The following is a 23,830-nucleotide window of genomic DNA, read 5'->3' on the forward strand; positions in this document are numbered from 1 at the left end:
TCGCCCCGCCGCCCGGGCCCCAATACTATCCCCCGTTTGTGTCTTTGGTTGGTGTTGGCCGGCGCCGCGGGGGGGGGGGGCCCCCCCCCGCGGCACGATCGAGAGCGCGATCGGTCGCCAGGACTCCCGAGAACGCCGTCGGTCCCGGCCCGGGGCCCTAGGCGTCCAGATCGATCACCGCGTTCACCTCGACGAGGACCTCCGGCGCGTACAGGGCTTCGACGCCGATGTACGTGCTCGCGGGCGGCGGTGCGCCGTTGGCCCGGAGGGTGGGCACGATCACGGCGGACAGTTCCGGCGTATGACCCACGACGAAGATCGTCTCGCTGACGATCGCCTCCGGGCCGACCCCGAGTTCATCGAGGACGTGCTGGAGGTTCCTGCTGATCTGCTCGGTCTGCTCGCGGTGGGTCGCACCGACGATGTTCCCCTGGGCGTCCCAGGCGACCTGCCCGGACACGAAGGCCAGCGACCCGCTCACCACGATCTGGCTGATCCGGTCCGGGATCCGGTGCAGGGTGTCCGGGTCGAGACGACGGACGGTCATGTCGATTTCTCTCCTGTCGTTGCGTGCTTGCCGGGTCCGCTACCGGGTCCCCGGCCGCAACCGGGCGGCGGCGTCCAGGAGTTCGGGATGCGCCCGGCGCTCGTCGGCCTCGGTGGCCCAGGCCACATATCCATCGGGGCGGATCAGCGCCGCGGTGACGCCCGCCCACGCGCCGCGCTCCTGGCGGGCGAGGGTCCGTACGGCGATGTCGTGGTGGTGGAGCTGTGCGGCCGTCGTCCCGTCGGCGACCCCGGGAGCCGCGACGACCACCGGCCGCGCCTCGCGCAGCGCGTCGAACAGACCGGCCTCCGCCCCGGCGAGGGGAAGGTCCGGCGCCCGGGACCCCGCGAGCGGATGCCCCGGCAGGGCGTACCGCACGGCGAAACCGGACAGCCGCTCCGCGAGGGCCCTGGAGAACTCCGGGACGGTCGCGATCAGTTCCGCCAGCAGCGCGCGCAGCGCCAGACCGTCGGTCGTGTACGAGCGCAGCGCGGCCTGCGCGCGCGTGGCGAGGAGCAGATCCAGCCCGACCGGACGGCGCTCGGCGTCGTACCGGTCGAGATACGACTCGGGCGCGCGGCCCTCGATGACGTCCGCGAGCCGCCAGGCGAGGTTGGCCGCGTCCTGGATGCCCACGTTCATGCCGACGCCACCCGCCGGCAGATGGATGTGCGCCGCGTCGCCCGCCAGGAAGACGCGGCCCGCCCGGTAGGACGCCGCGATCTTCGCCGCGTCCCCGTAGCGCGAGAGCCAGACCGGATCGCGCATGCCGAAGTCGGTGCCCGCGACATCCACGACCGCGGCCCGGAACTGCTCGAACGTCAGCTCATTGTTCTCGGCGAGGAGCGGCGAGCCGCCGACGATCCGGTACAGCCCGTCCTTCGGCAGCGGGACCACCATCAAGCCCCCGTGCTCGTCGGCCTTGCTGTAGACCGGCACGCCGGGCGGTTCGTCGAGGACCACATCGCCGAGGAATCCCCAGTGCGAGGAACTCGTGCCCTCGAACGCGATCCCGGCCGCGTGCCGTACGAGACTGCGCGCCCCGTCGGCGCCGATCAGATAGCCGGACTCGATGACGTACGTCGAGCCGTCGCCGCGCACCCGCGTGCTCACCAGACTGCCGTTGTCCTCGACGCCGAGGACTTCGTGCCCGCGGCGAATGACGGCGCCCAGCTCGCGAGCCGTCCGTTCGAGCAGGATCTCGGTGTCCTCCTGCGGGTACAGCAGCGTGAAGGGGTAGGGCGTGTCGAGCGGGCGGAAGTCCATCCGCTGGTCGAGGTTGGCGAAGTGGCCGCTCGGGAGCTGGATCCCCGCCCCGATCGCTTCCCCGACTATCCCGCGCTGGCCGAGAACCTCCAGGGTGCGCGGATGGATCGTGAGTGCCTTCGAGTGCGGGGAAGGGCGGTCGAGCTTTTCCAGCACGACGACTTCGATGTTCCGCCGCGCCAGCTCACCCGCGGCCCAGAGCCCGACCGGACCCGCTCCGACAATCGTGACGTCAACCATGGGTGACCACCTCTCGCACCAGGATCAGGATTTGGTCACTGAACAAGTGGCGCCATTGGTATCAGCGGGTGCCGGTCACGTCAACAGTTCGCGGAGCGCCTTCGCCTCTTTATTGACACATCAACAATGTGATAGTTTCGGCATATGTCCGAACCGCGATGGCTCACCCCGCGCGAGGCCGAGATCTGGGCGATGTACCGCCGGCTGGGCCGCGGCCTTCAGCGGGCCCAGGACCAGCAGTTGCAGCGGGATTCCGGTATCTCGGCCGCCGACTACGCTCTGCTCGCCCCGTTGTCGGAGTCCGAGGACGGCGTCCTGCGGGCCCGTGAACTCGGCGCGTGGGTCGACTGGGAGCGCAGCCGGCTGTCCCATCAGATCAGCCGTATGGAGAAGCGCGGCCTGGTCGTACGGGAAGCGTGTGCGGACGACGCCCGTGGCTCGATGGTGCGCCTGACCGCGAAAGGCAGGGAGACCGTCGAGGGAGCCGCGCCCGGTCATGTGGACATCGTGCGGCAGCTGTTCTTCGGCCCGCTGGACGCGGACGAGACGAAGACGCTCGGGGACCTCCTGGGCCGCATCGTGGCCGCGGTGGAGGGGGACACCGAGGGCGGCGCCTGAGCGCGGCCCGCGGCTCGTGTCAGACCAGGAACTCGGCGAGCGGGAAGGAGCGATGGCGGCGCGGTGGCACCAGATAGTTCTGCCGGTGGGTCGTCTGCAGGACGGAGTTGATGCCGGCGTGGGGGCTGCGCGGCGCGACAGGGAGTGTCCGGTCGGCATAGTGGCCGTCCATCGAGAGCCGAACGAGATTGAAGAGTCCGATCGTCGGCTGGAACTGAATGAAGTGCAACCCGGCCGCCGGACGCTCGCTGTAGTGATCCGCCACCGGATCTGAGGTGTAGTGGAACGGATTGTCCAGCGTGTCGAAATCGCCGCGCACCGGGATGGTCGTCCCCGAGGGATACGCCTTCCCGTAATTGCTGGTCATCGCCGATGTCGTGCTGTCCACCTCCGACATGCTCCCCGTGTGCCCGTAGGAGCGGTACCGCTCGACCCCGCGCGCCACTTCGGCCTCACTTTGACCTGGCGGTTGGAGGGCGAGGGTACCCGGAGCGGGCGCGGGCGAGAGACCGGGCTGGAGCATCGCCGTGACACGATCCGCGTACTGAGGGAAATTCTGCTCGTACCAGGTCACCAGATCTTGGAACAGGTGCGAGAGATGCATGGTGGTGCCCTGTTTGAAGTAACCGTTGGGCCACTGATCGGTGTAGCCGGGCAGGGTCTCCAGATTGGCGATGATGCCGGGGCCCATGTTCGAGTCCAGGGTGGTGGCGAAGCCGAGGAAACCCTGAGCCTGTCGAGGGATCGACTGTGCGCCGGGGATATCGGCCGCCAGCGCCAGCTTGCTCGGCAGGCCCTGCTGCCCGTAGAAACCGCCCCCGGAGAAACCCTGGCGGATACTCGTCACCTTGAACAGGTCCCCCGCCTGGTTGCTTCCGGACCCGAAAAGGATGTTGGAGGCTGCCTTGATATTGGCGAGCGAATCACTGCGGAGCAGCACGGCCACGTCATTCTGTTCCAGCCGGACCGGCCCGAATCCGGGCGGGGGCTGGTCGCTGGGGAACGTCCTGGCCTCTTGCAGCGCGTACACGGTACTGCCCGCCGATTTGGAGGTCACCAAATCGACCGGCAGATACGCTGGGTAGGACGTTCCCGCCTTGAAGAAGCCCGATGTCCTGCCCAGGGTCGGAATGTAGTGCTGGAAGTAAGGCAGTCCCCAGGCCACCGTGGTGCCCACGCCTGCGGGAGTGGACGGGAATTGGCGTTCCACATCGAGGAGGGCGGCCTCAAGATGATGCTGTGCCTCCCGCAACGCCTTGGCGTTCGCCGACACGTTCAGCCGTGCGGTGATGACATGGTCGTGCAGGGCAGGCACCCGGACCGCGATCGTGCCCTTGCTGCTCTTCACCCCCGTGCCATCGACCATGACCACCTGCTCGTTCTGCAGGATGTACTGTTCCTGGCCGGGCTGGGTGTCGGCGACCGTGGGCCGGTCCGGTGGTTTCGCCATGGTGTCGATCAGCTGGTAGACGCCGGTGGACGCCAGAACGGCACCGAAGGTGCCCGCTGTCCCTTGAAGAAGGCGTCGTCGGTTCAGACCGCCGAGTGATCTTTCCGCACCCGTATTTTCGTCGCCATCTTTCACGAGAACGTATTCCTTTACTGTGAACAGATGTCCGCCGTCGCCCGACATCGAACGTTGCCGTCGCGTCTCCTTCGCTGTCGCGATACAACCACATGATTCTGGGGCATTGAAGCCAACACGCGGCCGGGGGCATTGAAGCCGGCATGGTCCGGTGGGAATGTCAGCCCGCTGAATCGCCCTTCCTGTTCACAGCAATTGGGCGTCTTCCCCGAATTCCCGGACCTGCCACCGGACAAGTCAAGTCCCGGACCTGCCACCGGACAAGTCCCGGACCTGCCACCGAACAAGTCCCGGAGAAACTACCGGACAAGTCCCGGAGAAGCCCTCAGGGACGGACACCCCCGCATCCCCCGAACACAGCCGCACCCCGCCCGACTTGCGATCTCGCAGGACGGACGGAGTGCGACGGCGTCCATGCGTCAGATATCCCGGAAGATCTCGATCTGCGCCCCGATCGAATTCAGCCGCTCCGCCAGATCCTCGTACCCCCGGTTGATGACGTACACATTGCGCAGTACCGATGTGCCGTCCGCGGCCATCATGGCGAGGAGGACGACGACGGCCGGGCGCAGGGCCGGGGGGCACATCATCTCGGCGGCGCGCCAGCGGGTGGGGCCCTCGACCAGGACGCGATGGGGGTCGAGGAGCTGGAGGCGGCCACCGAGGCGGTTGAGGTCGGTGAGGTAGATGGCGCGGTTGTCGTAGACCCAGTCGTGGATGAGGGTCTTGCCCTGGGCCACGGCCGCGATCGCGGCGAAGAAGGGGACGTTGTCGATGTTGAGGCCGGGGAACGGCATCGGGTGGATCTTGTCGATCGGGGCTTCGAGCTTGGAGGGGCGGACGGTCAGGTCCACCAGCCGGGTGCGGCCGTTGTCGGCGACGTACTCGGGGCTGCGGTCGTGGTCGAGGCCCATCTCCTCCAGGACCGCCAGCTCGATCTCCAGGAACTCGATGGGGACCCGGCGGACGGTGAGTTCGGACTCCGTGACGACCGCCGCGGCCACCAGGCTCATCGCCTCCACCGGGTCCTCCGACGGGGAGTAGTCCACGTCCACGTCGATGGTGGGCACTCCGTGGACGGTCAGTGTCGTCGTGCCGATGCCCTCCACCTGCACGCCCAGCGCCTCCAGGAAGAAGCACAGGTCCTGGACCATGTAGTTCGATGACGCGTTGCGGATCGTCGTCACGCCGTCGTGGCGGGCCGCCGCGAGGAGCGCGTTCTCGGTCACCGTGTCGCCGCGCTCGGTCAGCACGATCGGGCGGTCCGGGCGTACGGCGCGGTCCACCAGCGCGTGGTACTGGCCCTCCGTCGCCGCGATCTCCAGGCCGAACCGGCGCAGCGCGATCATGTGCGGCTCGATGGTCCGGGTGCCGAGGTCGCAGCCGCCCGCGTAGGGCAGCTTGAAGCGGTCCATGCGGTGCAGCAGCGGGCCGAAGAACATGATGATCGAGCGGGTCCGCACGGCCGCGTCCGCGTCGATCGCGTCCATGTCCAGGTCCGCCGGGGGCACGATCTCCAGGTCCACCCCGCCATTGATCCAACGGGTGCGCACGCCGATGGAGTTGAGCACCTCAAGGAGCCGGTAGACCTCCTCGATCCGAGCCACCCGGCGCAGTGTCGTACGGCCCTTGTTGAGCAGGGAGGCGCACAGCAGCGCCACGCACGCGTTCTTGCTGGTCTTCACGTCGATCGCGCCGGAGAGCCGACGGCCGCCGACGACCCTCAGATGCATCGGGCCGGCGTAGCCCAGTGAGACGATTTCGCTGTCCAGCGCCTCACCGATTCGGGCGATCATCTCAAGGCTGATGTTCTGGTTGCCGCGCTCGATGCGGTTGACGGCGCTCTGGCTGGTGCCGAGCGCTTCCGCGAGTTGTGCCTGTGTCCAGCCTCGGTGCTGCCGGGCGTCACGGATGAGCCTGCCGATGCGTTCGAGGTAGTCGTCTGCCATGAGGTTGAGGCTATCTCAGATATGAGATGGCGCCTGCTGGGGGGTGCATTCGGGTGAAGGGGTGTCAATCCCGGCTGGTGGGGCGAGATGTGGGAGAAGGGGCGCAAGCGGCCTGGAGGGGCGTGAGGGGTAAAGATACTTCTAAATCGGGCTATGTCGTATTGATCGTGCACGCTGCCGCTCAGGCCCGCAAACCGCGCATCACCAGATCCAGCAACCGCTCCGCCCTCGGCTCCCAGTCGCCCGCCGGGTCGATCTGCCACAGGCCCGCGATCGCCAGGAGGAAGTCGTCCGTCGTGACCCCCGGGCGTACGGTCCCGGCCCGCTCGTTCGCTTCGAGGAGGAGTTCGATCGCGCGGAGGAGGGGCGTGGAGCCCGGGGCTGTTCCGCCACCCGGGGTGCTCGTCGCCCAGCGGATCGCCTCGGCCGGGCCGATCTTCGTCGACGAGCGCCTCGCGGTTCGGGAAGTGGCGGTAGAGGGTGCCCTGCCCGACGCGCGCCTTCTTGGCGATCGCGCTCAGGGGGCGACGCACGCCCCGCACCCCCATGAGGGAGTTCGGCTACGACCGGGCCCACGACGTCCCCGGCGCCCTTTACCTCGGCGGCGGCACCCATCTCGTCGATGTCAGCGGGCTGCCGCTGGACCGCGTCGAGCGGTCCGCCGAGGGCTCCCTGTGGATCGGCGCCACCGTCACCAACAGCGACCTCGCCGCCCACCCGGACGTGCGCCGCGACTACCCCGCCCTCACCCAGGCCGTTCTGGCGGGCGCCTCCGGCCAACTGCGCAACATGGCGACCGTCGGCGGCAACCTCCTCCAGCGCACCCGCTGCCCCTACTTCACCGACCCCACCGCCCCCTGCAACAAACGCGGCCCGTCGGCATCAAGGGCATCGGCGAGATCGGCATCGTCGGCACGGCGGCGGCCATCGCCAACGCCGCCTGGCACGCGACCGGCGTTCGCCATCGCGATCTGCCCCTGCGCCCGGACCGCGTCCTGATGGCCGGACAGCCACCCGCCCCCGCCCCGGCACCCGGCTCCTGAACCCGGCAACTCTCCGGCCCCCACCCCGAGAACCCCACAACCGACAACAACGTTCTCCTCAGACCACACACAGCACACCCTCGGTGAGCGGGACACCGAGGCCCGACCCGCCTGCCCTGACGGGCAGGTGCACGGAGGCCAGCATGTTCGACATCGCCCGTGAACTGGATCACTGGGTGGCCGAGGGGCGCGAATTCGCCATCGCCACCGTCGTGTCCGTGGGCGGCAGCGCACCCCGCGGCCCCGGCGGCGCCCTCGCCGTCGACCGCGAGGGCACCGCGATCGGCTCGGTCTCCGGCGGCTGCGTCGAGGGCGCGGTCTACGAACTGTGCGAGCGCGCACTCAGCGAGGGCCGGACGCTACGGGAGACCTTCGGCTACAGCGACGACGACGCCTTCGCCGTCGGCCTCACCTGCGGCGGCACCGTCGAGGTCCTGGTCACCCCGGTCCGTACGACGTCCCCGGACCGCCGGGCGTTCGCCACCGCCCTCGCCGCCGCCGCGCGGGGCGAGGCCGCCGCCTTCGTCCGGGTGGCCCGCGGCCCGGCCGGACAGCTGGGCCGGGCCCTGACGGTCCGCCCGGACGGCACGTACGACGGCGGACTCGGCCTCTCCCGGCAACTCGACCGGATCGCGGCGGCCGAGGCCCGCGCCCTGCTGGAGGTCGGCCGCACCGGCAGCGTGGACATCTCGGAGCACGGCTCGCACTGCCCCGGCGGACTCACCCTGTTCGTCGAGTCGAGCGTGCCCCCGCCCCGGATGATCGTCTTCGGCGCGATCGACTTCGCCGCCGCCCTCGTCCGCGCGGGCAAGTTCCTCGGCTACCACGTCACGGTCTGCGACGCCCGCCCGGTCTTCGCCACCCGGACGCGCTTCCCGGACGCCGACGAGATCGTGATCGACTGGCCGCACCGCTATCTGCGCGGTACCCCCACCGACGCCCGCACGGTCCTGTGCGTCCTCACCCATGACGCCAAGTTCGATGTACCGCTGCTGGTGGAGGCGTTGCGGCTGCCCGCCGCCTACATCGGCGCGATGGGCTCCCGCCGCACCCACGCCGACCGTGACACCCGCCTGCGCGCGGCGGGCCTGACCGACGGCGAACTGACCCGCCTGCGTTCCCCCATCGGCCTCGACCTCGGCGCCCGCACCCCGGAGGAGACGGCCCTGTCCATCGCGGCGGAGATCATCGCCACCCGCCGCGGCGGCACGGGCGCCCCGCTGACCGGCACGGAAACCCCGATCCACCGCGACACGGACGACCCGAACGGCATAGCCGGCACGGGCCGGGCGAAGGCGGTGGCGGCCTGAGCGGAAGGCACCGCCGTTGACACCGGGCGCCCGGAAATCCGCTCGCGACCGGGGCCGCCCACCCCTACCCTGCGCGCCATGAAGGTACTTGTGGTCGGGGCGACGGGCATGATCGGCGGCGCGGTGGCGGACACCCTGGAGGCTTCTCACGAGGTGGTCCGCGCCGCGCGCCGGGGACCGGTCGCCGTGGATCTGGCCGACCCGCCGTCCTTGGACGCCCTGTTCGACCAGGTCACCGCCCTGGACGCGGTGGTGTGCTGCGCCGCGAGCGGCCCCCTGGTCGACCTGGCGACGGTCACCGACGACGCCTTCGAGGCCGGGGTGCGCGGCAAACTGCTCGGCCAGGTCGCCCTCGCCCGCCGCGCGCTACGGCACCTGCGCGACGGCGGCTCCATCACCCTGACCGGCGGCACCTTCACCGACCCCCTGGAGCACGGCTCCCTGGGCGCCCTCGTCAACACCGGCCTGGAGGGCTTCGTACGCAACGCCTCCGCCGAACTCCCCCGCGGACTGCGCATCAACCTGATCAGCCCCGGCTGGATCAGGGAGACGCTGGAGGCGATGGGGCTGGACGGGGGAGCGGGAACGCCGGTGACCGAGGTGGCCCGCGCGTACGCGGACGCCGTGGAGGGCACGGGCCAGGGGAGGATCTGGCGGGGGTGAGCCGCCGCCCTGGCACCGCCGAGCAGCCGACGAGCCCCGACGCCGGTCGGCGGGCCGTGCGTGTGGGCGGTGCGTGTGGGCCGTGCGCGGGGGCCGTGTGCGGGGGCCGTGTGCGTGGGCCGTGCCCCGGCCTCGGCGGCAATTGGCCCCGGCGACGGCAGTCGGCGAGCCCCTCCGGCCTACTCCTCCCCACCCACCTGCCGCTCCGGCGGCGGCAGTCGGTACGACGGTGGTGTCCGGGACATCCCGATCGGGTTGCTCGGTGTCGCGACCTGACCGATATGGGCGATGGGGTTGAGGCCAAACGATTCTGCGAGGGCGAACGCGCCCGCGATGTCATTGACCGGCCCGGCGGGGACCCCCGCCCGGTTCAGCAGGTCGGCCCAGTGCGCCGTGGTCCCGCCCGCCAGCCGCGCCGTGAGCGCGGCCCGCAGGGCGGGGCGGTGGGCGACCCGGTCCGTGTTCGTGACGAAACGGGGGTCCTGGGCGAGGGCCGGGTCCCCCAGCCGCGCGCACAGCGCCGCGAACTGCCGGTCGTTGCCCACGGCGAGGGCCAGCTGTCCGTCCTCCGTCGGCAGGGTCTCGTACGGGGCGATGGACGGATGCTCGTTGCCGAGCCGGGCGGCGACGACCCCGCCCGCCGTGAAGCCGGTGGCCTGGTTCGCCAGCGCGGCGAGGAGGCTGCTGAGCAGATTCACCTCGACCAGTTGTCCCACGCCCGTGCGCTCCCGGTGCCGTACCGCCGAGAGCAGCCCCACGCAGGTGAACAGCCCGGCGAGGACGTCGACCAGGGCCACGCCCACCTTCTGCGGCTCGCCCTCGGGGTCGCCGGTGATGCTCATCAGGCCCCCGACGGCCTGCACGATCAGGTCGTAGCCGGGCACCGCCGCCCCCGCGCCCGAGCCGAAGGCGCTGATGGAGCAGTAGACGATGTCCGGCCGCTCGGCCCGCAGCTCCTCGTAGCCGAGCCCGAAGCGGGCCATCACCCCCGGCCGGAAGTTCTCCACGACGATCCCGGACTCGACGGCCAGCTCCCGCGCGGCCTTCTGGCCCTCGGGCGTGGTCAGGTCGAGCGTGACGCTCGTCTTGTTCCGGTTCGCGGCGAGGAAGTACGTCGCCGTGCCCGCCGCGTCGTACGGCGGCCCCCAGGCGCGGGTGTCGTCACCGCCGCCGGGCCGCTCCACCTTCACGACCTCGGCGCCCAGATCCGCCAGGATCATCGTGGCGAACGGGCCCGCGAGGACGCGGGAGAAGTCGGCGATCCGGATCCCGGAGAGCGCCCCCGGCTCCGCCGCTGACGGATCCGCTGCTGAACTGGCCATCGACAGGTCACCTTCCGTAGTGGACACCGGGCCGCTCCCTGGCGGAGGCGCGGTGTGCCCCTGTCCGGTCATCCGTATCAGCTCGGGCGTCCCGTCCGCCAGCCCCTGCGGGACACCACAAACCAAGGTCCCCTCGGTTCTCGGACCGGCCGGCAGGGGGTGGGTCGGCCCGTCGGCCTACACATGGAAGGGCACGGTGGTGATGACGATCTTGGTGAGGGGGCGCAGGGCGCGTCGCAGCCGTGGGGCGGTGCGGCTGTGCAGGAGCTGGTGGCGCCGGTGCCGGGTGATGATCTCCGGGAGGATCACCGTGAGGGTGAGGTCGGGGTGTTGCCGGTGCAGGGTCTCGATGTAGTGGGCGAGGGGTGCCACGGTCGCCCGGTAGGGGGAGACGACGATCTCCAGGGGGAGGTGGTCGCCCCACAGGGCCCAGTAGGCGCGCAGACGGTCGGCCTCCTGGTCGGTGAGGCTGATGTGGAGGGCGAGCACGGGCCGGCGGAGCGAGGCGGCGTAGGCCAGGGCCCGCATACCGGCGAGGTCGAGGGTGGCGAGGGGGACGATGAGCAGGTGGTGGATCTCCTCGGGTAGTTCCTCGTACTCCCCGTTCACCTCGTACTCCCCGTTCACCTCGGTCTCCCCGTTCACGTCGCTCTCCCCCTCCTTCACCCCCTTCACGCCCTTCACCTCCGCCTCTCCCTCCGCCTGCGCCTCCACCTCTGCCTCCGCCTCCCTTGTGACCCCCATCTCCCCCGGGGCGGGCAGCTCCATGGTGTGCGGGCGTAGCCGGAGGCGGGCGCGGACGTCGGTGTAGTGGCGGTGGATGCGCAGGGTGACCAGGAGGAACAGCCCGACGGCGACGATCGCGACCCAGGCGCCGGAGGTGAACTTGCTGATGCCCGCGGTGATGAACACCACGGCCGACAGCAGGGCGCCCAGGGCGTTGAAGAGCAGACTCTTGCGCCAGTGCCGGTCGCGCAGGCGCCACCAGTGCACGACCATGCCCGCCTGGGAGAAGGTGAAGGCGAGAAAGACGCCGACCGCGTACAGCGGGATCAGGGCCGCGGTCTGTCCGTCGAACGCCACGTAGACCAGGGCGGCGGCCACGGAGAGCAGGATGATCCCGTTGCTGTAGGCCAGCCGGTCGCCCAGGCGCATGAATCCCCGGGGCGCGTAGTCGTCGCGCGCGAGGAGGGACAGGACGCGGGGGAAGTCGTTGTACGCCGTGTTCGCGGCGAGCAGCAGGACGGCCGCGGTGGCCGCCTGGACGAAGACGTAGAGCCACCCGGAGCCGAAGCTGAGATGGGCGAGCTGGGAGAGCACGGTCTCCCGGCTGCTGGGCACCACCCCGGTGAGATGGGTCAGGGCGACGATGCCGGCGAACATCGCGATGAGCAGTCCCACCATCCAGGTGAGCGTCGTACGGGCCTGGCGCCACTCGACGCGCCGGAAGACCGGTACCGCGTTGGAGATGGCCTCGATACCGGTCATCGCCGTGGCGCCGGAGGAGAAGGCCCGCATGATCAGGTAGAGCCCGGCGCTCTCGGTGACGGTGATCACCGGGGTGGGGCGCGGCTCGAAGCCCCGCTCGGCGGACTGGACGAGTCCCCAGGTGATGAGGGCGAACATGGCGACGATGAAGGCGTAGGTGGGAGCGGCGAAAAGGGCCCCCGCCTGCCGGACGCCGCGCAGGTTCCCGGCGAGCAGGAGGACGATCACCGCGACGCCGATGGGCACGGCCTCGGGGGCCAGCGAGGGGATCGCCGAGGTGACGGCGGCCACGCCCGAGGCGATCGACACCGCGACGGTCAGGACGTAGTCGGTCATCAGCCCCGCCGCGGCGATCAGGCCGGGCACCGGGCCGAGGTTGTCACTGGCCACGATGTAGGAGCCGCCACCGTGCGGATAGGCGCGGATGGTCTGGCGGTACGACACGCCGACCGCCAGGATGAGGAAGACGATCGCGGCGGAGATGGGGAACGAGTACGCGAGCCCGGCCGTCCCGGCGAGGACGAGGATCGCCAGCATGGCCTCGGGACCGTAGGCGACCGAGGACAGCGCGTCGGCGGACAGCACGGGCAGGGCCACGAGCTTGCGCATCCGCTCGGACACCAGGGCGGAGCTGCGCAGCGGCGCCCCCAGGACGAGTTTCCGCGCCCACGCCGCGGCCCGACCGGAGAAGTGGTCCTCCGTGTCGACCTGCTCGCCCGGCGAGGTCGCGCCCAGGGGCGAGAGGGGGACGAAGCGTCCGAACCGGGCCGGCCGGAGCTGTTCCGCCGGAGGGAACGTGCCCAGGTCGGGGTCGACGGGCAGCGCCCGGCGCCATGCCTCGGGGGGCGCCGATTCCCGGCCCCAGGCCCGGCCCAGGTGGCGCAGGACGTGCAGTTGTTCGTTGTCCAGCTCGGCCAGTTGCGCGGCGGGTCCCGGCGGCCCCGCCAGTTTCGCGTCCCGATTGCTCTCCGTATCCGTCACGCCGCGCAGTGTGCTCGACGGGAAGCGCCGAGCGGCGATGACATGCCGGTACCGAACGCGCGCCCGAGCGGGCCGGGTCCCGCCACGGGTGTCCTGTCTCAACGAAGTTTGCCGACGCCGAGTCGCTGACGTGGGCGGACTCTCTTCGCTGAGACAGGATGTGAGCCCGGTAGACAGTGAGACGGGCCGCGGCAGATTGGTCGGCCGTGTTTCGTCTCAGCGAAATTAGTCGTCGCACCTAGGTCGACCTGCGTCAAGCACAGCATTTGCGCCCTTCGTGTGTTGTCCGGCTGAAGGGGCGCCCCAAGCGCTGTCCGCGTGTGCTTCGGGACGGGTCATGGCTGGTTGCTCTCCCGGCGGGGAAGCTTGTCGCCGATCGCCTCCACCAGAACCTTGACTTCCTCGGGGAACTTGTGGGCCCAGGTAGTCAGGAACGCGCTCTTTACGATGTGGCCGGAGGTGAAGTCCAGGTCGCCGCCGATCTGCTCCCAGACTATGTGCCTGTCCCAGTTGGTCAGTGCGCGCTCCTTCACGACCTTTTTCACTCGCTCCTGGTCGTGTAGGCCGAGGTGGAGGGCCACCGCAAGCCGACCTGCTTCTTCGTCCAGACAACCCAGCACCCGATTCAGCACGTGGGCCTCGGGCGAGCTGGCCCCGGGCAGGGCGAATATGCCCTCGTCGGGATTGGCGCGCTCGATCTGGTCACCGTCGAGAATGCAAATCGACGGATAAGTGCGGGTTGGGTCGATGTTGTGGTGAGCGTTGACCTTGATGGCCGGGTCGGCGCCGCCCATCGCATGAACCTTGACCTCATCCAACTCGACGCCGCCGTGGCTGCGAAGGGCGGTGGTGACCATGAGTTCGGCGAACTCGTCCTCGACGAAGATCGCAAGCTTGGCCTCAATCTGACCAGTAATGGTCCGCAGGGCTTTGACGTCGAGCTTTCCCTGGATCACGTTGCCAAGGTATGCCGCCCAGATGGCCTTGGAGGGCAGTGGGGCGAGCGCGTCATTTGAGTGCGTGGTGAAAATGACCTGGCAAGACTTGCGGTGGGCAACGCCGATCAAGTACTCGACCATGCGCTGAGTAGCCACCGGGTGCAGGCCGTTTTCGATCTCCTCGATAAAAATCATGGCCCCGGGGGAGGCAGCTTCGACACCGGCGACGATACGGATGACGCTCGCTTCGCCGGCTCCGAAGTGGAACTCGGAGTACCCATCACCCTGAGGGGTGAGCCCGGAGAAGAGCTTGACCTTGCCAGCAGCGTCCACGTAGAGCTGCTGGAACCCATTTATGGGCTTGGCCAGGATTTTCGTGGCATGCTCTGCGACCTCGGGGGCAAGGGTCACCTCGCGCACTGCTGCGAAGGACCCGCCGATGGCGACCTTGAAGTTAGACCGTTCTGTGGCGGGCACGGTCCGCTCGACTCCGAACACCAGCACTTCCCGCTCCGGGGCGGTTCGGTTCCACTTGAGCTGTTTGAAGCTCGCGGTGCGTGAGACCGACAGGCGAGGGTTGAGCCCCTTGTCGATAATTTCGTACTCGATTGACCAGTTCTGCATGCTTGCATCGTATTTACCGCTTTTGGCGAAGAATCGCCCCGGAGCAACACTCTTGTAGGCCAGTGCCGCCGCCCCCAGGACGGTAGTCTTGCCCCCGCCGTTCGGCCCGACCAGTGCGGTAACCGGGAACTCGAAAGTGACTTCACGGTCGGTGAAGCCTCGGAGCTTCCGCAAGGTCAGCCGCTTTAGGTACTTGCCGTAGTTCTCCTTGGAGACCTTGGTCTCCAAGTCGGTGATTACGCTCTGCCGGACTTCGCTCCTGTAGTCAGCCACCACTGCCCCGTCTGAGACTCGAAGAGTTATCGGGTTATCTTTGCAGATTCGACGAACTGGGAGGTGGTGTTCCTGCGTGGGGGTAGCCGCCAGAGCGTGTGATCTAGATTGACTGTTATGCGCATAAATGCGGCAATTCATCCATGCTGGTCAGGATTGCCACTGTGTCGCGTAGCGCTGAGGGAATCGATAGCGGACGTAGTGGCGGAGCAGGGTGTAGGACACGGAGACGTCGTGGTCGTCCATGAGGTTCAGCCAGATCTGTTTCGGTCCGAGGCCCTGATCCAGCATGGCCTGGATGGGCTCCATGAGGTCGTTGTCGAGATGCGAGTGGCTCCGTTCAACTCCTCGGGGAGGCGGCTGCATCGTGTCCAGGGCGAGGCGGACGAGACGGCGGGGGACGTGGTGTCGCAGGGCCAGGTCTTGAATGCTGTGGCCTCTGCGGGCGTCGATGTAGATGAGCAAGGCGAGGTGGGGCTGGCCAGGGAACAGTTCGGTTCGGGCAGTGCGCGGGTTGGGTTTCATGCGGCCACGAGGGGAGCTAGCGTCAGCGAGTGCCCGGTCCAGGGACTGCTCGGAGCGACCGGAAACCGCAGCCAGGCGGCCCAGCTGGGGCTTGCCGAACCAGAAGGGCGGTCCGTTGAGGAAGCAGTGGAGATAACTCGGCTTGAGATGGTTCGCGTGTGCGAGGCGGCGGACGTAGGAGTCAGTGATCTCGCCGACGCAGGGGCGTAGCCGGACGGGCAGCGGAGCCAGTGGGCGAGGCAGCTCTGGCAGCGGGCGGGACACTTCAGCGGCCCGTCTTCGCGGCTTCTGCGGTATGGTCCAGGGGGATTGCGTCGAGACCTGCCTTGGTCACACGTTCTGTGCCGCTGAGGATCGCGTCGATCGCGGCGCCTCGGACCGCATGGGAGAGCGCGCCGATCATGCCGTCGGCCCGCTTGTGGAGGTAGCGGTCCAGTTTGACCAGGCTGCCCGGCGGGTGATCGTGGAGCAGCAAGGTCTTGTCCATCGTTGCGACCAGTCCCTTCCACTCGTCGCCGTAGGGGAACGGGCGGGTGGGGACGAGGGTGAAGCGGCCTGCGATCTGGGAGCCCCGGGTGCCGGCCAGGAGCTCGCTGGTCTCAAGGTTGATCCCTGCGTAGACGAACGTCGCGGGGATGCGCTCGGAGAAATACTTCAGGGTGTCGGAGACCTCGGCCCCGGCCCGTGTGACCTGCGAGACGTTGTGGATTTCGTCGACGAGGACCAGACCGGTGCGGGTGTCCGTGCAGACGCCGACCACCGCTTCGATGATGTCGGTCATGTTTGACCTGGCCCGGATCGGCAGCCCCAGGAAGCGCGCGAACTCGGCCGCGACCATGCGGGCGGACGCCGCGGGCGGGACGGTGATGTAGAGCACCGGGATGCGGTCGGTGACGTTCGGGTGGCGGGCCCGGTCGAGGAGTTCGTGGGCGAGCCCGAGCTGGGTGATCGCGCTGGTCTTGCCCGTTCCGGGGAGCCCGGAGACCATCAGGCCGCGGTGGGCGCTGATCGCGTGCCGGTTGAGTAGGACCAGCCGTCGGCCGCAGACCACGGTCTTCTCGACGAACGAGGTGGCGACCACCAGCATCCGTGCGTGGTGGTCGAGCCGGTCGTCGTCATAGAGCACCCGCTCGGTCGGGGACAGCTTGGCCAGCTCGGCGGGAGTCAGCAGGACCGGAGGGCTGGGTGGGTCGGCGGCGAACTTCCGCCATCCGTCCAGGGTGGTCAACTGCCGGTTGGCCTCGGCATCCGCTCCCTGGAGTGTGGTGTGCCGGGTTGCTGGTTCGGAGATGGTCACGGACGCCTCCAGGGGTTCGCGAGCGGGTCGAACAGACCCAGCGGGATGACTTCGGCCAGCTCGGTGTCAGCCTGGTCTTCCTGAACGGTCTCGTCGGCGGGCGGATCGGGGGTCGGCCGGTCAGGGGCGGTGGCCCGGGTTCGTGCAGCGACGCGCCGGGACCGTTTGGCCGCAGGCCCCTGCTTGGGGGTGGGACCCTCGTGGGCCCTCCGCAGCAGCGCGGCGGCGGCGTCTGCGATCTGTTCCTCCGTGCCGCCGGGGACCTGCTCGCGGGCGTGGTCCCAGGCCAGTTCCCCGAATGGGATGCCGACGCGGTGCAGGTGTTTCCAGAACACGGTGATCCACCGATTGCGCTGGCGGTCGCGTACCCAGATCCGGGAGATGTCGTAGGGGTCGTGGTGGATCTCCCACAAGCCTTTCTTCTCCATCACCCCGGAGTGCTGGCGGCGCAACGGGCCCAGTTCGCCGTCGTCGTAGGTGCGGTGCTTGATCCGGATGCCGTAGCTGTTGATCGCCTGCCAGCGTTCGGGCAGCAACTCGACGTAGTCCTCGCCGTTCAGCGGAACCGGGACGTAGCCGCAGGAGTGAAGCAGCGTCGCGTACTTCTCGTTCGGCGAGAACGCCCGCCCCGGCGCCTGCGGATCACGCAGCCCGTCATGCGGCCTGGTCTGCCAGAGAGCGATGACCCACTCATCGAGCAGACTCTGGAGTTCAGGAAGAGACCACAGCGGCCCGTCCTCCAGCTTCCGGCCGCGGCGGTCCGTGGTCGAACCGGTGTAGCCCGCGACGAACTGGGCGAACAGCGTGGCCACCGAGCCCAGAGTCTTTTCGATCGTGCCCTTGTCGGTCGGCGTCGCCTTGTGGGCTGGTTGCAGGTTGATGCCCAGATACCGGCAGGAGGCCCGGAAGTTCTGCGAGACGAACACCTTGCCGTGGTCGCAGACGATCGTCTCCGGCACGATCACCGGCCGTGCCGCCGCGTGCTCCAGGCGCTCGTCCAACGTCAGCAACCGCCGGTGCGGCAGCACCGAACGGGACATCCGCAGGGCCTGTGACCAGCCGGGCCGCATCGCCTCCGGGGTGACGCTGCGGGCCAGCAGTGCGGAAGCATCCGCAGCCTTCGTGGTCGGCCGCAGCACCGCCGCAGTGATCGACCTCGTCGCGATGTCGACCATCGCCGTCAGCTCGACCTTCTCCGCGATTCCGTCGTCCAGCCGCACCAGCACATCCAGCGGGGTCGAGTCGATCTGCATCAGCTCGCCCGGCGCACTGGCCGGAACCTCTCCGAACGGGCCGGACGGCCGTGCCTTGACCGACCGGCGTGTGCGTGCGGAACCCGTCGCGTGCGTGCCCGTCGCCAGCTTGTTGTAGAGCCGGTAGAGAGTGGCCCGGGAAGGACCTCAACACCTGCGGCGTCCTCACGGCCGACCAGGATCTCCTTGGTCCGCCAGACGAGGAATCCGATCGTCTTCGACGAGTCCTCGGCCGTCTCGTCGATCGCCTGCCTCATTGCCTCCACCACCGCCGCATCGACCTTGCCGAAGGCCGGCATTTGCTTGGCCGACCGGCCGTCTGCCAGTCCGACCAGGCCGTCACGCTGGTAGCGCTGGCGCCGCTGCTTGATCCCGCTGGCCGTCACCTTGTGCCCGGCCGCCGTCAATTCGGCCGCCTTGGCCCGCTCGCGCTCAGCCAACGAGTGCTGTCCGGGGTCGAACTCCGGCCGAGGCACTGCCTCATCCGACGCCCCCGTCGGCAGCCCGTGCAGCAGCTCCAGGATGTGACTCTCCCACCAAAGTGCCTGTTCAGCCGCTGTCTCGGGAAACTCCGCGAGCCTGGCTGTGGGCGGGACCTTCCGCCCCTGCCTGTTCAATGGGCACCCCTTTCGACCTGGCCCACGCCCGTGCGCGGACCCAGCAACTGGACCGCCAAGTCCTCGGCAGCCAGTTCCTGACGCCAGAGCAGATGGAACAGCGCGGGCAGCGTCGTGAGCCGGTCACCCGCCGCGTCGGCCCCGGGCAGCAGCGGCCCCGGCGCCGCGAAGACCTCCCGCAGGCGGTCCGCAGCCGTGGGATGCAGGCACCGCGGGTGCCGGTAGCGGGACAGCCACCGGACATTCGCCAGCAACACCGGTTCCGGCATCCCGACCCGCTCGAAGTGCCAACCCGCCCGAGCGCAGGCGATGCGCATCACCTCGAACGCTTCCGCGTCCTTCGGCTCGATCCGCTCGTCGGCGCGGACATTGACGACCACGGCCGAGCCGTCCACGCGGCGCACGAAGTAGTCCGGAGCGTGCCGACGCTCCCGTTTCCCGTCGTGCCAGTGCAGCCAGAAGGGCTGCGAGGCGATCCCCGCCACCTGCGGATCGAAGTCCATGAGCACAAGCCGGTCCCGCTCCAGCCAGGACTCGAAGCCCACGTGCTGCACGGTCGTCGCCGCCCAGTACCAGCCAGCGAAGTGACGCTCACCACGAGACCACCGGAACGGCCGTACGGGAGCCGCGTCCTCGAACCGAGCCGTCACACAGTCCAGCAGGGGACGGCGCTGCCGCTGATGTACGGCGTCCACGTACGACAGCTCGACGTACGGCCCTGCGAGATCCACCCCAGCCGGTACGGCCACCAGTACCCCCAGCGTGTTTAGCCTGTACGGCTAGGTTCACTGAGACGGAAGGCCGAACGACTGGGTTCGCTGAGTAAACGCTTCGATTGGATGAGAGCGGACAACGGGCCCAGGGCATGACCAGCGCGCCCCCATGTACTAGAGTTATCTCGACATCGAGATATCTGCCGAGGCGTGCCGCAGCCACCCACCCCGGCGAGGTGCCGGTAAGGGTTACCTAACTTAGCCGTACCTTAGCGGATCGGCCAAGGGGGCGTGGCGGCAGGATGCGGTGGTACGCGCACATGAATGAAGGAGACTGTCGTGTCGGCGAACAGCTTCGACGCCCGCAGCACGCTGCGCGTGGGCGACGAGTCGTACGAGATCTTCCGGCTGGACAAGGTCGAGGGCTCCGCGCGCCTTCCCTACAGCCTGAAGGTGCTGCTGGAGAACCTGCTCCGCACCGAGGACGGCGCGAACATCACCGCCGACCACATCCGCGCCCTCGGCGGCTGGGACTCGCAGGCCCAGCCCAGCCAGGAGATCCAGTTCACGCCCGCCCGCGTGATCATGCAGGACTTCACGGGTGTGCCGTGCGTCGTGGACCTCGCGACCATGCGTGAGGCCGTCAAGGAGCTGGGCGGTGACCCGGCGAAGATCAACCCGCTGGCCCCCGCCGAGCTGGTCATCGACCACTCGGTCATCGCCGACAAGTTCGGCACCAACGACGCCTTCAAGATCAACGTCGATCTGGAGTACGGGCGTAACAAGGAGCGCTACCAGTTCCTGCGCTGGGGCCAGACCGCGTTCGACGAGTTCAAGGTCGTCCCGCCCGGCACCGGCATCGTCCACCAGGTGAACATCGAGCACCTCGCCCGGGTCGTCATGATCCGCGACGGCAAGGCGTACCCGGACACCCTGGTCGGCACCGACTCGCACACCACCATGGTCAACGGCCTCGGGGTGCTCGGCTGGGGCGTCGGCGGCATCGAGGCCGAGGCCGCGATGCTGGGCCAGCCGGTCTCCATGCTCATCCCGCGCGTCGTCGGCTTCAAGCTGACCGGTGAGCTGACCCCCGGCACCACCGCCACCGACCTCGTGCTCACCATCACCGAGATGCTCCGCAAGCACGGCGTGGTCGGCAAGTTCGTGGAGTTCTACGGCGAGGGCGTGGCCGCCACCAGCCTCGCCAACCGCGCCACCATCGGCAACATGTCCCCGGAGTTCGGCTCCACCGCCGCGATCTTCCCGATCGACGACGAGACGCTGAACTACCTGCGGCTGACCGGCCGCAGCGACCAGCAGGTCGCGCTGGTCGAGGCGTACGCCAAGGAGCAGGGCCTGTGGCTGGACCCGGCCGCCGAGCCGGACTTCTCCGAGAAGCTGGAGCTGGACCTCTCCACGGTCGTCCCGTCGATCGCCGGTCCCAAGCGCCCGCAGGACCGGATCGTCCTCGCGAACGCCGCCGAGCAGTTCAAGAAGGACGTCCTCAACTACGTCTCCACCGCCGACGAGGCCGGTGAGGAGTCCTTCCCGGCCTCCGACTCCCCGGCCAGCGCCAACGGCGTCCCGAGCAACCCGGTCACCGTCACCGCCCCCGACGGCACGTCGTACGAGATCGACCACGGTGCCGTGACCGTCGCCGCGATCACCTCGTGCACCAACACCTCCAACCCGTACGTCATGGTCGCCGCCGCGCTCGTCGCGAAGAAGGCCGTGGAGAAGGGGCTGACCCGCAAGCCGTGGGTCAAGACCACCCTCGCGCCGGGCTCCAAGGTCGTCACCGACTACTTCGACAAGGCGGGCCTGACCCCCTACCTGGACAAGGTCGGCTTCAACCTCGTCGGCTACGGCTGCACCACCTGCATCGGCAACTCCGGCCCGCTGCCGGAGGAGGTCTCCAAGGCGGTCAACGACCACGACCTCGCCGTGACCTCGGTGCTCTCCGGCAACCGTAACTTCGAGGGCCGGATCAACCCCGACGTCAAGATGAACTACCTCGCCTCCCCGCCGCTGGTCGTCGCGTACGCCCTCGCCGGTTCGATGAAGGTGGACATCACCCGCGACGCCCTCGGCACCGACCAGGACGGCAAGCCCGTCCACCTCGCCGACATCTGGCCCACCGAGGCCGAGGTCAACGACGTCGTCGCCAACGCCATCGGCGAGGACATGTTCAACAAGTCGTACGCCGACGTCTTCGCCGGTGACGCCCAGTGGCAGGCGCTGCCCATCCCCACCGGCAACACCTTCGAGTGGGACGCCCAGTCCACCTACGTCCGCAAGCCCCCGTACTTCGAGGGCATGCGGATGGACCCGACCCCGGTCACCGACATCTCCGGCGCCCGCGTCCTCGCCAAGCTCGGCGACTCGGTCACCACGGACCACATCTCCCCGGCCGGTGCCATCAAGGCCGACACCCCGGCCGGCCAGTACCTCACCGGGCACGGCGTGGAGCGCCGCGACTTCAACAGCTACGGCTCGCGCCGCGGCAACCACGAGGTCATGATCCGCGGCACGTTCGCCAACATCCGCCTGCGCAACCAGATCGCGCCGGGCACCGAGGGCGGCTACACCCGCGACTTCACCCAGCCCGACGCGCCCGTCTCCTTCATCTACGACGCGTCCCGCAACTACATCGAGCAGGGCATCCCGCTCGCGATCCTGGCGGGCAAGGAGTACGGCTCCGGCTCGTCCCGCGACTGGGCCGCCAAGGGCACCGCCCTGCTCGGCGTGAAGGCCGTCATCGCCGAGTCCTACGAGCGCATCCACCGCTCCAACCTGATCGGCATGGGCGTCCTCCCGCTGCAGTTCCCCGAGGGCCAGAGCGCCGAGACCCTCGGCCTGACCGGCGAGGAGGCGTTCTCCTTCACCGGCGTCACCGAGCTGAACGACGGCACCACCCCGCGCACGGTCAAGGTCACCACCGACACGGGCGTGGAGTTCGACGCGGTCGTCCGCATCGACACCCCGGGCGAGGCGGACTACTACCGCAACGGCGGGATCATGCAGTACGTGCTGCGGAACCTGATCCGCGGCTGACACCAGGCACGTCCAGGGCCGCACTCCCGAGTGATCGGGGGTGCGGCCCTCGTGCGTCGCGGGCCCGTCAGCTGTCGAAGGAGAGCGTCCACTGCGCCGAGTTCACGTCGTTGCCCGGCTCCCACACCGCCACTTGGCGGCGGTTGTCGTCGACGAACATGGTGGCGTAGAAGTAGCCCTGGTAGTGCTTGTTCCACAGCGAGACGGTGTCGTTGTTGGAGAACACCTTGTAGCCCTTGATCCAGATGTCCTCCGCCGTCTTGACGCTGCACCCCGAGAGCACCTCAAGGTTGCTGTTGATGGAGAGCTTCTCGCCGGAGGGGCCGCGCAGTTCGCGGATGCGCACGTAGTAGTCGCTGACCGCGTTGACCTGGCCGTAGGCGTTCAGTGTGCTGTTGGCGTTCAGGTCGCCGTTGGCGTGCAGGGTGCCGCTGACCGTGAGGTCGCTCCGGGCGTACACACTGCTCGCGGCGTTGAGGTCGCCGTTCACCGAGAGACTGCGCTGCGCGTAGGTGCTGCCGTTGACCGTCAGATCCCAGCCCACGCTGGCCGCGTTCTGCACGGTGAGGGAGGACCTCACGGTCAGATCGGCTCCCACCGTGGTGCTCCCGCGCACGTCCAGCGTGGACTCGGCCTCGACGTTCCCCCGCACGGTCAGCGCGCTCAGGGTCGGGTCCGTCACGGTGAGGGAGAGGGTGGAGTACTGGTAGACCGGCTCGAAGTCGTTGCCGCCCTCTCCGCTCCCCGAGGCGAAGGATGCCTCCAGCGTGTAGGTGGTGTCCGCGGTGAGTGACCCGGCGTCGACGGAGTAGAAGGTGTCGGGTCCCTCGTAGACGATGGTGCCGTCACCGTCGTACAGCCGGAAGTTGGAGCCGTTGCTCTCCCAGGAGAGGTAGGGGCTGCTGTCGCTGGAGAACCTCGTCTTCGGGGCGGTGGCGCTGTCGTCGTCGCGGGCCAGGAAGGCGTGCAGGTAGAGGACGGGCGCCGTGACGGGCAGCGGGACGACCTGCCGCCTGGCCGTGTAGTCCTCGGGGTCGGACGATGTGTCGGAGTGCTCCGTGATGTGGTAGTCGAGCGTGCCGGTGATGGTGCTCAGCGGGCCGCTGACGCCGAAGTGCACGGTGCCGCTGATCGGGTCGGTGTCGTCGCCCGAGTAGCGGAAGATGGCCCGGTAGTACTCGTCGTCGTCGTTCTTCAGGCCGAGGTGCTTCCCGGACACCTGGGCCAGGGATGCCAGGGCCCATTCGTCGTCGTCCGTGGAGAAGTCCGGCGTGTCGGTGAAGTAGGCACCGCCTGCCGGGCTGTTCTTCGGCACGGCGATCTGTATCCAGTCGCAGTACACATCGTCCTGGCCGGTGGTGACGGTGACGTTGATACGCCCTTGGCTGGCGGTTTCCGGAGTGCTGGCCTGGAGCGGTGACGGGCTGGTCGCGAAGCGGTAGGTGAGCAACGGGGACTGAGCGGACATGGCGGGGCCTCCTGCTGGTTCGGTTGCTGGTTCGGTGACTTCTGCTGCCAGGGGGT

Annotated in this window: 15 protein-coding genes and 3 pseudogenes; 5 read left to right on the top strand and 13 right to left on the bottom strand. The window is 68.9% G+C overall.

All coding sequences use genetic code 11. The annotated features are described in order from the left end of the window. Positions 1 to 157: 157 nt before the first annotated feature. Together ACFXAZ_RS17140 and ACFXAZ_RS17145 are read right to left on the bottom strand one after the other, a co-directional pair. Complete coding sequence (locus tag ACFXAZ_RS17140) at positions 158 to 547, bottom strand: RidA family protein (protein WP_384591065.1); 390 nt, start codon at positions 545 to 547, stop codon at positions 158 to 160. Positions 548 to 586: 39 nt separating this feature from the next. After that, a complete protein-coding gene (locus ACFXAZ_RS17145) occupies positions 587 to 2,053 on the bottom strand; it encodes an FAD-dependent monooxygenase (protein ID WP_384591068.1) in 1,467 nt (488 codons plus the stop codon). A gap of 144 nt (positions 2,054 to 2,197) precedes the next feature. On the opposite strand from ACFXAZ_RS17145, the gene ACFXAZ_RS17150 reads away from it, so the two are divergent. Further along, positions 2,198 to 2,671 carry a MarR family winged helix-turn-helix transcriptional regulator gene (locus ACFXAZ_RS17150; RefSeq protein ID WP_384591071.1) on the top strand — a complete coding sequence of 158 codons (474 nt, stop codon included), beginning with the start codon at positions 2,198 to 2,200 and terminating at the stop codon, positions 2,669 to 2,671. Between the two features lie 19 nt (positions 2,672 to 2,690). Here ACFXAZ_RS17150 and ACFXAZ_RS17155 read toward each other — a convergent pair whose 3' ends face one another. From ACFXAZ_RS17155 to ACFXAZ_RS17165, 3 genes and pseudogenes are all read right to left on the bottom strand, one after another. Continuing rightward, entirely contained in the window at positions 2,691 to 4,256 is a 1,566-nt protein-coding gene (locus ACFXAZ_RS17155) for a hypothetical protein (RefSeq protein ID WP_384591074.1), read from the bottom strand. Between the two features lie 419 nt (positions 4,257 to 4,675). Beyond that, positions 4,676 to 6,205 carry a helix-turn-helix domain-containing protein gene (locus ACFXAZ_RS17160; protein ID WP_384591077.1) on the bottom strand — a complete coding sequence of 510 codons (1,530 nt, stop codon included), beginning with the start codon at positions 6,203 to 6,205 and terminating at the stop codon, positions 4,676 to 4,678. A 181-nt stretch (positions 6,206 to 6,386) separates the two neighbouring features. Then, positions 6,387 to 6,729: pseudogene (locus tag ACFXAZ_RS17165) on the bottom strand (helix-turn-helix domain-containing protein); the annotation flags it as partial. Positions 6,730 to 6,751: 22 nt separating this feature from the next. On the opposite strand from ACFXAZ_RS17165, the pseudogene ACFXAZ_RS17170 reads away from it, so the two are divergent. The 3 genes and pseudogenes from ACFXAZ_RS17170 to ACFXAZ_RS17180 form a co-directional block, all read left to right on the top strand. Continuing rightward, a pseudogene (locus ACFXAZ_RS17170) lies at positions 6,752 to 7,087 on the top strand (FAD binding domain-containing protein); the annotation flags it as partial. Positions 7,088 to 7,391: 304 nt separating this feature from the next. Continuing rightward, a complete protein-coding gene (locus ACFXAZ_RS17175) occupies positions 7,392 to 8,558 on the top strand; it encodes an XdhC family protein (RefSeq protein WP_384591080.1) in 1,167 nt (388 codons plus the stop codon). A 78-nt stretch (positions 8,559 to 8,636) separates the two neighbouring features. After that, a complete protein-coding gene (locus ACFXAZ_RS17180; protein ID WP_384591083.1) occupies positions 8,637 to 9,221 on the top strand; it encodes a short chain dehydrogenase in 585 nt (194 codons plus the stop codon). 179 nt (positions 9,222 to 9,400) lie between these two features. Here the strand turns inward: ACFXAZ_RS17180 and ACFXAZ_RS17185 are convergent, their stop codons facing one another. From ACFXAZ_RS17185 to ACFXAZ_RS17215, 7 genes and pseudogenes are all read right to left on the bottom strand, one after another. Beyond that, positions 9,401 to 10,543, bottom strand: coding sequence for a CaiB/BaiF CoA transferase family protein (locus tag ACFXAZ_RS17185; protein ID WP_384591158.1), 1,143 nt, complete (start codon positions 10,541 to 10,543; stop codon positions 9,401 to 9,403). A gap of 177 nt (positions 10,544 to 10,720) precedes the next feature. Next, the gene (locus tag ACFXAZ_RS17190; RefSeq protein WP_384591160.1) at positions 10,721 to 12,640 is read right to left on the bottom strand and encodes an APC family permease; all 1,920 of its coding nucleotides are present in this window, start codon (positions 12,638 to 12,640) and stop codon (positions 10,721 to 10,723) included. Positions 12,641 to 13,347: 707 nt separating this feature from the next. Continuing rightward, on the bottom strand, positions 13,348 to 14,802 hold the full coding sequence (locus ACFXAZ_RS17195; RefSeq protein WP_384591086.1) for an ATP-dependent endonuclease: 1,455 nt from the start codon (positions 14,800 to 14,802) through the stop codon (positions 13,348 to 13,350). 195 nt (positions 14,803 to 14,997) lie between these two features. Continuing rightward, the gene (locus ACFXAZ_RS17200) at positions 14,998 to 15,156 is read right to left on the bottom strand and encodes a hypothetical protein (RefSeq protein WP_384591089.1); all 159 of its coding nucleotides are present in this window, start codon (positions 15,154 to 15,156) and stop codon (positions 14,998 to 15,000) included. A 481-nt stretch (positions 15,157 to 15,637) separates the two neighbouring features. Beyond that, entirely contained in the window at positions 15,638 to 16,669 is a 1,032-nt protein-coding gene (locus ACFXAZ_RS17205; protein WP_384591092.1) for an ATP-binding protein, read from the bottom strand. Next, positions 16,666 to 18,179 (bottom strand): annotated as a pseudogene (locus tag ACFXAZ_RS17210) (Mu transposase C-terminal domain-containing protein). The gene ACFXAZ_RS17205 and the pseudogene ACFXAZ_RS17210 overlap by 4 nt, the downstream one beginning before the upstream one ends. A 356-nt stretch (positions 18,180 to 18,535) precedes the next feature. Continuing rightward, a complete protein-coding gene (locus tag ACFXAZ_RS17215; protein ID WP_384591095.1) occupies positions 18,536 to 19,288 on the bottom strand; it encodes a TnsA-like heteromeric transposase endonuclease subunit in 753 nt (250 codons plus the stop codon). 303 nt (positions 19,289 to 19,591) lie between these two features. On the opposite strand from ACFXAZ_RS17215, the gene acnA reads away from it, so the two are divergent. Then, entirely contained in the window at positions 19,592 to 22,306 is a 2,715-nt protein-coding gene (gene acnA / locus ACFXAZ_RS17220) for an aconitate hydratase AcnA (RefSeq protein ID WP_384591163.1), read from the top strand. Between the two features lie 67 nt (positions 22,307 to 22,373). On the opposite strand, the gene ACFXAZ_RS17225 is transcribed toward acnA, so the two are convergent. Continuing rightward, positions 22,374 to 23,774: a hypothetical protein gene (locus ACFXAZ_RS17225; RefSeq protein WP_384591098.1), complete on the bottom strand. Its 1,401-nt coding sequence runs from the start codon at positions 23,772 to 23,774 to the stop codon at positions 22,374 to 22,376. Positions 23,775 to 23,830: the final 56 nt, after the last annotated feature.

The organism is Streptomyces sp. NPDC059477, assembly GCF_042749375.1.
Classification (GTDB): Bacteria; Actinomycetota; Actinomycetes; order Streptomycetales; family Streptomycetaceae; genus Streptomyces.

What these genes read in the sequence shown, in the direction of transcription:
- ACFXAZ_RS17140 (WP_384591065.1), bottom strand. Translation starts at nt 547, where the DNA reads ATGACCGTCCGTCGTCTCGACCCGGACACCCTGCACCGGATCCCGGAC.
- ACFXAZ_RS17145 (WP_384591068.1), bottom strand. Translation starts at nt 2,053, where the DNA reads ATGGTTGACGTCACGATTGTCGGAGCGGGTCCGGTCGGGCTCTGGGCC.
- ACFXAZ_RS17150 (WP_384591071.1), top strand. Translation starts at nt 2,198, where the DNA reads ATGTCCGAACCGCGATGGCTCACCCCGCGCGAGGCCGAGATCTGGGCG.
- ACFXAZ_RS17160 (WP_384591077.1), bottom strand. Translation starts at nt 6,205, where the DNA reads ATGGCAGACGACTACCTCGAACGCATCGGCAGGCTCATCCGTGACGCC.
- ACFXAZ_RS17175 (WP_384591080.1), top strand. Translation starts at nt 7,392, where the DNA reads ATGTTCGACATCGCCCGTGAACTGGATCACTGGGTGGCCGAGGGGCGC.
- ACFXAZ_RS17180 (WP_384591083.1), top strand. Translation starts at nt 8,637, where the DNA reads ATGAAGGTACTTGTGGTCGGGGCGACGGGCATGATCGGCGGCGCGGTG.
- ACFXAZ_RS17185 (WP_384591158.1), bottom strand. Translation starts at nt 10,543, where the DNA reads ATGGCCAGTTCAGCAGCGGATCCGTCAGCGGCGGAGCCGGGGGCGCTC.
- ACFXAZ_RS17190 (WP_384591160.1), bottom strand. Translation starts at nt 12,640, where the DNA reads ATGCGCAAGCTCGTGGCCCTGCCCGTGCTGTCCGCCGACGCGCTGTCC.
- ACFXAZ_RS17200 (WP_384591089.1), bottom strand. Translation starts at nt 15,156, where the DNA reads ATGGAGCCCATCCAGGCCATGCTGGATCAGGGCCTCGGACCGAAACAG.
- ACFXAZ_RS17225 (WP_384591098.1), bottom strand. Translation starts at nt 23,774, where the DNA reads ATGTCCGCTCAGTCCCCGTTGCTCACCTACCGCTTCGCGACCAGCCCG.